This window comes from Halomonas tibetensis (assembly GCF_042643535.1).
GTDB lineage: Bacteria > Pseudomonadota > Gammaproteobacteria > Pseudomonadales > Halomonadaceae > Halomonas > Halomonas tibetensis.
The window spans coordinates 1-791 of sequence record NZ_JBHRSQ010000023.1 but is presented as its reverse complement, the minus strand read 5'-3'; the positions used below and the strand labels follow the sequence as shown (position 1 = coordinate 791).

The 791-nt window shown below is 68.4% G+C and carries 1 protein-coding gene; it reads left to right on the top strand.

Annotation, left to right across the window (positions count from 1 at the left end; genetic code table 11):
- Nucleotides 1–791: type I restriction endonuclease (locus tag ACFODV_RS15190; RefSeq protein WP_379760932.1), on the top strand; the 791-nt coding region annotated here is incomplete at both ends.

The following is a 791-nucleotide window of genomic DNA, read 5'->3' as shown; positions in this document are numbered from 1 at the left end:
TGCCCGCCGGGCCATGACGCGTGGAAGGGCCACGTGATCCCGGACCTGGTGCTGTTCGTCAATGGCATCCCGCTGGTGGTGGTCGAGTGCAAGAGCCGCACCGTACCGGAAGGCATCAGCGATGCCGTGAATCAGCTGCGCCGCTACCACGACCAGCGCCACCTCGAAGGCGAGGTGGCGGAACACGAAGGGGCGCCGGCGCTGTTCGCCACCAGCCAGTTCCTGGTGGCCAGCAACTTCGACGAGGCGCGGGTAGGGACCATCGGCGCCGGCTTCGCCCACTACCTGAGCTGGAAGACGGTGGCGCCGCTGCGCGAGGCGGAGGTGGCCATTGACCTAAGCGTAGCAGACCTCTCCGCCCAGCAGCGCCTGATCGCCGGCATGCTCACCCAGGCCAACCTGCTCGGCATCGTGCGCCACTACACCCTGTTCATGAACATCGGCGGCCAGGAGATCAAGCTGGTCTGCCGCTACCAGCAGTTCCGCGGGGTGACCCGGGCCGTCGAACGGCTGAAGAGCGGCAAGACGCGCCGCGAGGACGGCGAGAGTGATCGCCGCGGCGGCATCGTCTGGCATACCCAGGGCAGCGGCAAGAGCCTCTCCATGGTGTTCCTGGTGCGCAAACTGCGCACCGACGCGGCGCTACGGCGCTTCAAGGTGGTGGTGATCACCGACCGCAAGGACCTGCAGGCCCAGCTCTCCGCCACCGCGGAGCTCACCGGCGAGAGCGTCGAGAAGGCCGGCAACACCGCCCAGCTCAAGAAGCTGCTGGCGCGGGACGGCCCGGGCCT